The organism is Microcoleus sp. Pol10D4, from assembly GCF_036701555.1.
Lineage (GTDB): Bacteria > Cyanobacteriota > Cyanobacteriia > Cyanobacteriales > Microcoleaceae > Microcoleus.
The window spans coordinates 59894-68423 of the sequence record NZ_JAUBRA010000038.1; the positions used below are offsets into that span (position 1 = coordinate 59894).

4 protein-coding genes are annotated in these 8530 nt (G+C 43.1%); all 4 read right to left on the reverse strand.

Features of this window, described 5'->3' with window-relative positions; genetic code table 11:
• Window positions 1–118: 118 nt before the first annotated feature.
• The gene (locus QUA36_RS18915) at window positions 119–760 is read right to left on the reverse strand and encodes a Uma2 family endonuclease (RefSeq protein ID WP_333452139.1); all 642 of its coding nucleotides are present in this window, start codon (window positions 758–760) and stop codon (window positions 119–121) included.
• Between the two features lie 42 nt (window positions 761–802).
• Window positions 803–2614, reverse strand: coding sequence for a tetratricopeptide repeat protein (locus QUA36_RS18920; RefSeq protein WP_333458717.1), 1812 nt, complete (start codon window positions 2612–2614; stop codon window positions 803–805).
• Window positions 2607–6698, reverse strand: coding sequence for a tetratricopeptide repeat protein (locus QUA36_RS18925; RefSeq protein WP_333458718.1), 4092 nt, complete (start codon window positions 6696–6698; stop codon window positions 2607–2609). Before QUA36_RS18925 ends, QUA36_RS18920 begins: the two co-directional genes overlap by 8 nt.
• 24 nt (window positions 6699–6722) lie before the next feature.
• Window positions 6723–8530, reverse strand: a 1808-nt coding sequence (locus QUA36_RS18930) for a glycosyltransferase 61 family protein (protein WP_333458719.1), incomplete at its 5' end; no start/stop codon positions are given.

Below are 8530 nucleotides of genomic sequence, written 5' to 3' on the forward strand. Positions count from 1 at the left end.
CGAGATCAGTCCATTGTCTTTGCGACGATAGTTTGAATCATAGTCCGAATCAATCTCGTGGCGCGCGCGAGCTCAGTTCATTGTCTTTGCGACAGCTAGCAGATTTAAAACTTGCTGTTTAAGTAGGTCGGCAATTTCGCCTCCATTCCTTTGCTGCTGCTAACGGGTGAGGATTTTTTACACATTCTCTCAACATATCGATATCAATTCCCGGTAGCAATTCGCTTTGTGTGATTAATTCATAACCGCAGTTGGACACGAATTCAACCGGAATTTCTTCTCGCAAATGGTAGATAGAAAATCGGTCATTTCGCCAGAACCAAACCTCTCGCACATTCAACCTTCTATACAGTTCTAGTTTATTGATGCTGCCACTGGTAACAATCACTTCAATTACCAAATCGGGAAATTCTTTATCTGTGCCAATACAGTAAGCTTCATCCGGTTCCGTACCGCCACTTTTTTCCTCTTGTCGCAGAGTTGTAGACCCAAAAGGAAAATATTCTATTTCAGCTTCTACAAAGTAAATTTCTAGCAGATTTCCAATGCCAGTTTTGCGACTTTCATGGCGGCGAGAAGGTGACATAATTTCCAAAACTCCATCTAAATAAGTAACTCGATATCCTGCCGCATCTCCAATCCGATTCAGCAGTGTCTCGTATTGTTCCCAGTTGGCGCTATCGGTAATGTAGCGATCTTCAGGATCTTGGCGTTGGAGTGCTTGTTCCTTAAGTAGCGTATCTAGCTCGAACGTCAGCATTGGTATTACCTCCTTAGAAGTTGTTCTAATCTTAGCTCAACTTTATTCCCAATCAAACTGCCTCCCCAAATATTCCTCTAATTCCTGATTGTAAGGTCGGAAATAATCGCTCAACCTGTCGCGAACCGATTCATTGATCGGCTGGTAAGAACCGGGATTAGCATTTTGGTATTCAGATAATTGATATTCCGGCAAATCTAAGAATTCTAAAACTTGCTTGACAGTTGTCGCTGCACCTGCATAAAAATCTTCGCTTTTCAAAATTAGCAACTGTTCTTGGGGAAAGAAAGTCCGCCAGTTTTTGATAAATTCTATGTACCTACCGCGAGCTAAATAATTCCCAGGTTCCTCGCCGATGATGTATTCTGGATTTTGACTCAACCTTTCAATTTCATCGCTAATTGCTTGATCGAGCGATCGCGCTTCCCAATTTAAGCCCGTCAAGCGGTAGAATTGAGAAATCGCCCGATCAACCGGATTTCGCAAAAGTACAATCAGTTTAGCCTCTGGAAACAGGCTGTAGAGACGTTCCGGTGCTTCCCGATAGTCAAAATAGCTCGGACTTGCTTCGCCAGTCAAAAATTCCTCACCCTCCGGCATTGGCGGAAAATGAGCCAAATACCAATCAATCCCTCTGTCAAAGTGCCACGATAAAAAATCCATCTCCTTTTTAATCGGAGTCAAAATTTGCGGGTGTTGAGCTAAATAAGTATAGAGAGAAGTTGTACCGCACCGCTGAGAACCAATAATTATAAAGTTAGGAACTTTGACTGGTTTTAAGTTCAAATTTTGTAGAACAAGCATCTTGCCTGTTCTATTATTTAGAATAGATGCAAAACTTTGTTTGAAACTGACAGTTCGATAAAAATCAATCGCCTCGGCAATTTTACCTTGCCTCGTCAAAGCTTCCCCCAAATTCAGATAAGGCCAAAAAGCCTCCGGTTTAGCTGCAACAACTTCGCGGCACAAGTTCTCCACTTCATCTAGCTTGTTTTGCCTAACAAAAACTTCCCACAAATTGTAATAAAACCACCAAGGAAGATCGGGATTTATTTCTATTGCTTGAAAAAATGCCGCCGCCGCTTCCTCACAATATTTTTGGTGGCTCAGAACAGCACCTAAATTATAATAAGACCAGCAATCATCGGGTTTTTGGACGACAGTTGCGCGAGATGAGGCTAATGCGCGGTCGCACTTTTCTTGCTGCTGCAACAACTCCTCTAATTTCGCTGATATTTCAGCACAACTCGGCATCCTTGTCAATAGCAATTTGTAAATAATAATTGCGCTTTTTGGGCGATCGTACTTGGCTAAATTCTCTCCTAACTGCAAATAAAACTCCCAATTTTCCGGTGTAATTTGCAATTGAGATTGTTCTAACACTAAATTTAAATCCGACTCTGTTTGTCCGAGAGCATATCCCAACTTCTCGTAAATTCCCGGCAAATCTCTGTCAATTTCAACAGCTTTTAAATACGTAGCGATAGCTTCATCCCACTGTTTTAGTTTAGTTAAAGCGTCGCCTAAATTGCAAAAAGACCAAGCAAAATCCGAGTTGAGTGCAATCTCGCAACGGTAAGCAGCAGCAGCTTCTTCCCATTGCCCAAGTTTCAGCAAAGCATCGCCCAAATTGTGATAAGACCAGGAAAAATCGGGATTTAACTCAACAGCTTTTTTGTAAGCAGCGACAGCTTCCTCCCATTTTTCAAGTTTCAGGAAAACATCGCCCAAACTGTGATAAGACCAAGAAAAATTGGGATTTAATTCAATAGCTTTTTTGTAAGCAGCAACAGCCTCATCAAAGCGGCCGCTTTCTTGCAGGGAATTCCCCAAACTGTGGTAGTCATTATCCATGCAAAACTCCTGCCATAGCCAGTAATTTCTCCAGCGAACTCAAATCCAACTGCATATCTTTATGTAAAGGTTTGGTCGGAGTTCCATCATCAACCAAATCACCAATTAAATAGTAATGTTCCAAACCGCACAAATTACTAATCATCCAATAACAATGCGGAACGTAAAGGGGAGAAAAAATCTCAATTACCTTAGTTCCCGGACTGCAAAAAACTAGATTTGTCAACCCCCCTCCGTGGGGTGCGACAACTACTTTAGCAGCAGCCAAACACGCTGCTTGTTCCGCTATGGACATCGTTTCCAGCTTCACACTGCGGAACCCAAATTTTTCTAAATATTTAATTACCTCTTCATCGTTGACTATTTGCCGATAAGATGCTTTTTGGCGGCTGATATAAATTCGCTCTGAATAGTCTGTATTGCGAGGCTGTTGTTCATTTGAAAATGTCTGTTTCAGATATTCACACTTCCATTTTGAAACCGCCCCAGATCCGTCATAAGATATTGAAGGAACTATTAATTTATCTGCTGTAATATGTAAATTGCAGCGACTTTCTAAAAGTTTCTCTTGAGGAATTCCTAAAATCTTTAAAGTTTCTGCTTGATAGGAAGAATCCGAGGCATTGACAACAAACTTATCTATAGTTTCTATCAATCCGCTACGCTGCAAAAGGTCAAATCGCGTAATCACATCAAACATCCAATGAAAATAAGCGGCTCCACCCCAGCGAGCAGATAAAAAAGCCACATTTCCATCGACGTGTTCAGCGGGAGTCAATTTGTCGGAAGTGATTACCAATTCAGAACAGCCCATTGAAATATCAGCAACAAGTTTATTGTCTGAAGTAATCACAGCGGTAGTCACAACATCTGCCCAAGCTCGTCCGTTTGGCAATACGGCAACAAAAGCTTTTCTGGAATGACTTTGATGTTCCCAAAATCTGCGGCTGCTGTCGATTGTTTTGGAATCAGATAAATTGATTTGACTCGCAGGATGGATGTCAATGCAGGTGAGGTGCGGATTGGATTCTGCTACAACGGTCAAATCTTCTGTAAACCCACAGTATTTTTCGAGAATACTTAAGGGTAAATTTTGATTACTGCATTTTGCCCGATCGCTCTCATCGACTTCTCCTTGTTGTTCCAGAGCATAACCTATATTATCGTATGCTTCAAACAAATCGGGTTTAATTTGCAGGGCTTGAACTAAATTAGTGATGGCAGGTTCCCACTGCTGTTTTGCAATTAAACTCAAACCCAATCCTTCGTAACACCAGCAGGATTTTGGATCGAGATTGATACCTTTTTCATAAATGGCGATCGCCCTTTCCAATTCTCCTTGATTCCGCAGTGCATCACCCAACTTTTTGTACAGCCAACTATGCTCAGGTTCTAGCTCAATAGCACGACCAAAAGCCGCTGCTGCTTCGGGCCAATTTTCTTGTAATTCCAGAACTTCTCCCAAAGCATTGTACAGCCAACAATCATCAGAATTTAATTCAATAGCTTTGCGGTAAGCCACCGCCGCTTCTTCCCAATGTTCCAGTGCAACCAAAGCCTTACCTAATCTATCGTAAGACCAACAAAAACCGGGATTCAGTTCAACTAATTTGCGGTAAGCAACAGCAGCTTCCTCCCACTCAGAAAGCTCCATCAGCGCATCGCCTAAATTGTTGTAAGTCCAACAAAAATCGGGATTTAACTCAATAGCTTTGCGGTAAGCAGCAGCGGCGTCGCCCTGTTCCTCAATCGCCTGCAAAGTTTCCCCCAAAAAGTGGTAAGCCCAACTAAAATTAGGGTTTAGTGCGATCGCCCGTTGGTAAGCTGCCCGAGCTTCCTCAAACAGTTCTTTCTCTTGTAGAGTTTTACCCAACTTGTGGTAAGTTAAGTAGTTCCCCGACTTAATTTTAATAGCTGTTTGATAGCGGGCGATCGCCTCATCCAAATAACCCGCATTTGCTGCAATATCCCCCAACTTTTCCCAACCCAGAGACAACAGAGTTTGCTCTTCGCCCAAACTTTGATTGCCGATTTTTTTAACAATCAGTTGATAGCCTTTATGTACTACTTCTAACTGACTTGCAAACATCTCCAAAAAAACATCTATCCCTATTTTAGTATCTTGCTCCGGGCTGTCGGGAAAAGTAAACTCGTAATCGTCAAAAATCATCAATCCCCCAACTTTCACCAACCTCCAAGATAAAATTGCATCTTGCAGAGCACTGGTGGGTTTGTGACAGCCGTCAACGTAAGCAACATCGTAATATTCCGAAGTCAAATCCACTAACAAATCTTGAGAGTAACCTTCTAATTCAATTACCCGATCTGCTGCTCCCGTTTTAACAATATTGCCCTTAAAATGTTGTTGAAAAAACAAATCAATACAAGTAATTTTGGCAGTCGGATGAGTTAAAATATTATCCAGCAGCCAGCAAGCCGACATTCCCTGAAAACTGCCGATTTCCACAACTTGAAAATCAGCAATTCCGGTAAATTCCTGCAAATGCCGTTTCCAAATAGGAATATTGTGGGTAAACCAATCTTGGGTAAATTGATAATCTTTCGCCGCACACTCAGCCCAACCCCTCAATTCGGCCGCTTTTTGGTGGCAAATAATTGCTTCTTCTAATTCCCCTAATTGCGGTAAAATATTTCCTAAATCGTTGTAAGGCTTAGAATTGCTCGGATCGATTTCAATTTGGTGGCGGTAAGTGGCAATTTGTGCGTATAACTCCTGTTGTTTCGCCCGAACATCATTCAGTTGGGCGACAACTTCCGCAGCATTGGGTTCAATTTGCAGTGCCATGCTATAAAATACGATCGCACCTTCCAACTGCTTCTGTTTCGCTAAACTATTGCCTAAATTTATATAAAACTCTGCTCCATCTAACTCAATTCCCAGCAAGTTGTGGTAAAATTTCCCGCTTGCAAGTACCTCTACACCTTGACAGTAAGTTTCGATTGTGCTGTCTAAACCCGATTCGCTGCGCTTCCGTAAAACATATCCCAACCTCTGATTGATGCCCGTTAAATTCGGCTCAATCTGAACCGCGTGCAAGTAAGCGCTAACAGCTTCATCCCAGGATTGTTCGCAGGTTAAAGCAATTCCCAAATTACAATAAAACCAAGGAATATTGGGATTTATTGCAATAGCTTTGCGGTAGCAACTAATAGCTTCGGACCACAGTTGTTTTTGAGCCAAAGCTTCCCCTAAATAATTGTAGGCCCAGTAGGAGTTATCATTAATTTCAAGAGCCTGACGGTAACATTTAATAGCTTCATCCAACTCGCGCTTCTGCACCAAAACATTGCCCAAACCAAGGTAAGCACGAGCGTAGTTGGGATTGAGTTCGAGGCTTTTGCGGTAACAGGCGATCGCCCGATTTAATTCTCCTCGCTCCGCCCAAGTTTTACCCAAACTGTGGTAAGATTCAAACGAATTTGGATTGATGGCAATGGCTTGTCGGTAATTGGCGATCGCCTCATCCCACCGTTTCTCCCCGACCAGCATTTCCCCCAAATTGTGATAAGCTGTTGCCAGTTGCGGGTTTAACCCAATTGCCCGCGAATAACATTCAAGAGCGCGATCGAACTTCCCCAATTCAACTAAACTATTTCCTAGAGTGACGTGCTCGTCAGCAGTTGCCCAATTCGGCTCGATATTAAAAGCTTGATACCAGCACTCTGCCGCCTCTTCTGGCTTCTCTAACTGCGTCCAAATTCTCGCCAACTGCCGATAAGCTGCAGCAAAATTAGGCGCTAGCGAAATCGCTTTTTCACAATTTGCGATCGCCTTTTCCCACAGTTTTTCTTGAGAATACAAAATGCCGAGATTAGCATAAACTTCCGGCAAATTTGGATTGCGATCGATCGCCCTTTCATACCAATGCTTAGCTTGCTCGATTTCACCTCGAACCTGCATCACCTTTCCCAGCGTCTGACAAGCTGCCGCCAAATTCGGTTCAATTTTCAACGCTGACTCGCAAGCAGCAACTGCCTCATTCAACTTTCCTTCGGCTAAATAAACTTCTGCTTGCCGACTCAAATCAACCGCTGCCTTTTCCATCTTCTCAATCGAGGGCATAATTAAACTTTCTCCAGACACCAACTAACCCAAACCCACCACTTCAACCATCCTTTTCAGCGAACTCAAGTTCACTAAAATATCCTCAGTCAGCGAATTCTGATACATCAACTGTCTAATAGGATAGCATTCAAAAGCCTCGCCCGTTAAAAAGTAATGTTCCAACTGCAAATATTGACTGATTCCCCAGTAATAATGGCTGATATAGTGAGGCGACACCAACTCAATTACTTTAGTTCCCTGGCGACAAAAAATCGTATTTGTCAAGCCGCTGCCGTGGGCTGCAACTATTACCTCAGCGTGGTAAAAATGAGCAATTTGCTCTGCCAAAGACAAAGACTCAGGTAAAATAGAAACAAAGCCAAATTTCTCCAAAACCTCAACCACATATTCCTCGTTCAAGACTCGTCGGTATCTTGCTTTGCTGCGGCTGATATAAATGCGTTTTGGATAGCTCGAACTAGGTACAATTCCCTTGAGAAACTCGCGCCTCAAAAAATCCATCGCCCACCCAGAAGGCCAGCCCAAATATCCCGCAAAAGACGGTACAATTAACTCTGTTGCTTGAATATGAGGCAAGCGATCGCTCTCCAAGACTTTCTCTTCGGGAATGCCCAGAATTCTTAGACTTTCCCGCTGAAATTGGTGCTGACAACTATTCACCAAAAACCAATCAATCTCCGCCCAATCCCTACCGCTGAGCCGCAGCAATTCTATCCTCGGCAAAACATCAACCATCCAGTGAAAATAGACATTTCCCGACAAACCCGAAAGCACCGCCACGCTGCCGTCAATTTGCTTTAAACCTGGAAACGATTCTAACTGAAAAACGCTGTGTTTCCTCACATCATGCTTTTCGCATCCCGGCAAAAACCCCGGATAATCTCTCGACACATCAGCCAACAAATAATTGTCAGGAGTAATGACAGCGATCGCCTTGCAAATCAGCCAATAATTTTCCTGCGGCACAATCCAAACTCGCCCGTTAGGAATTGCAGCCACAAAAGTCTTGGGCGACTGCACAGGTATTGGTTGCGAGTTGGACAAACGGCAAACTCCCCAACCCAAATGCACCGGATCGAACCACTTAGAAAGTCGCTGCAAACACAGCCCGCAAGTTAAACCGGCACAATCGGAATCTGCCAATTTGGAATTGGATCTCACAAATTGGGAATTCGGAATATTTTCTGCACTTGCTTCTGGTGCGGATTCCCAAAATATTTCCACATAATTGTCAGCATCCAACTTAGCATTGACCAGCCAATCCCAACTCGATAAATAAATAGCGTGAGGAGGTTTTATAGAAGTGCTATCTGGCAATATAAAACTCTGTTTTTCCCACTCTTTCTGGTCTCCATACCCGTGCAATTGCAACTCTAAAACTTTTTGATAATAATCAAGCGCCCGTTCCCAGCGCCCCTGTTTTTCCAGCAGTTTTGCCAACTCAAAATAAACCTGCGGTAAAGCAGGTTGAATCGTCAAAGCCATGCGGTAAACTGCAATTGCTGCACTGAACCGCTTTTGCTGGGCTAAGGAATTTCCCACCCGCCAGTAAATCTCTGCATTTTGTGGCTGAATTTGCAAAGCTTTTTGATAATAAGCGGTGGCAGATTCGTGTCCGCCGTACTCTGTTAAAGCATTTCCCAAATGCAAGTAAATTTCGGCTAAGTTATCGCAAATTTGAGCAATTGGTAATTGGGCATTGGGCATTGGGCATTGGGCATTGGGAATAGTTTCTTTTTCTTCCTTCTTCCCTCTTCCTTCTTCCTTCTTCCCTCTTCCTTCTTCCTTCTTCCCTCTTCCTTCTTCCTTCTTCCCTCTTCCTTCTTCCT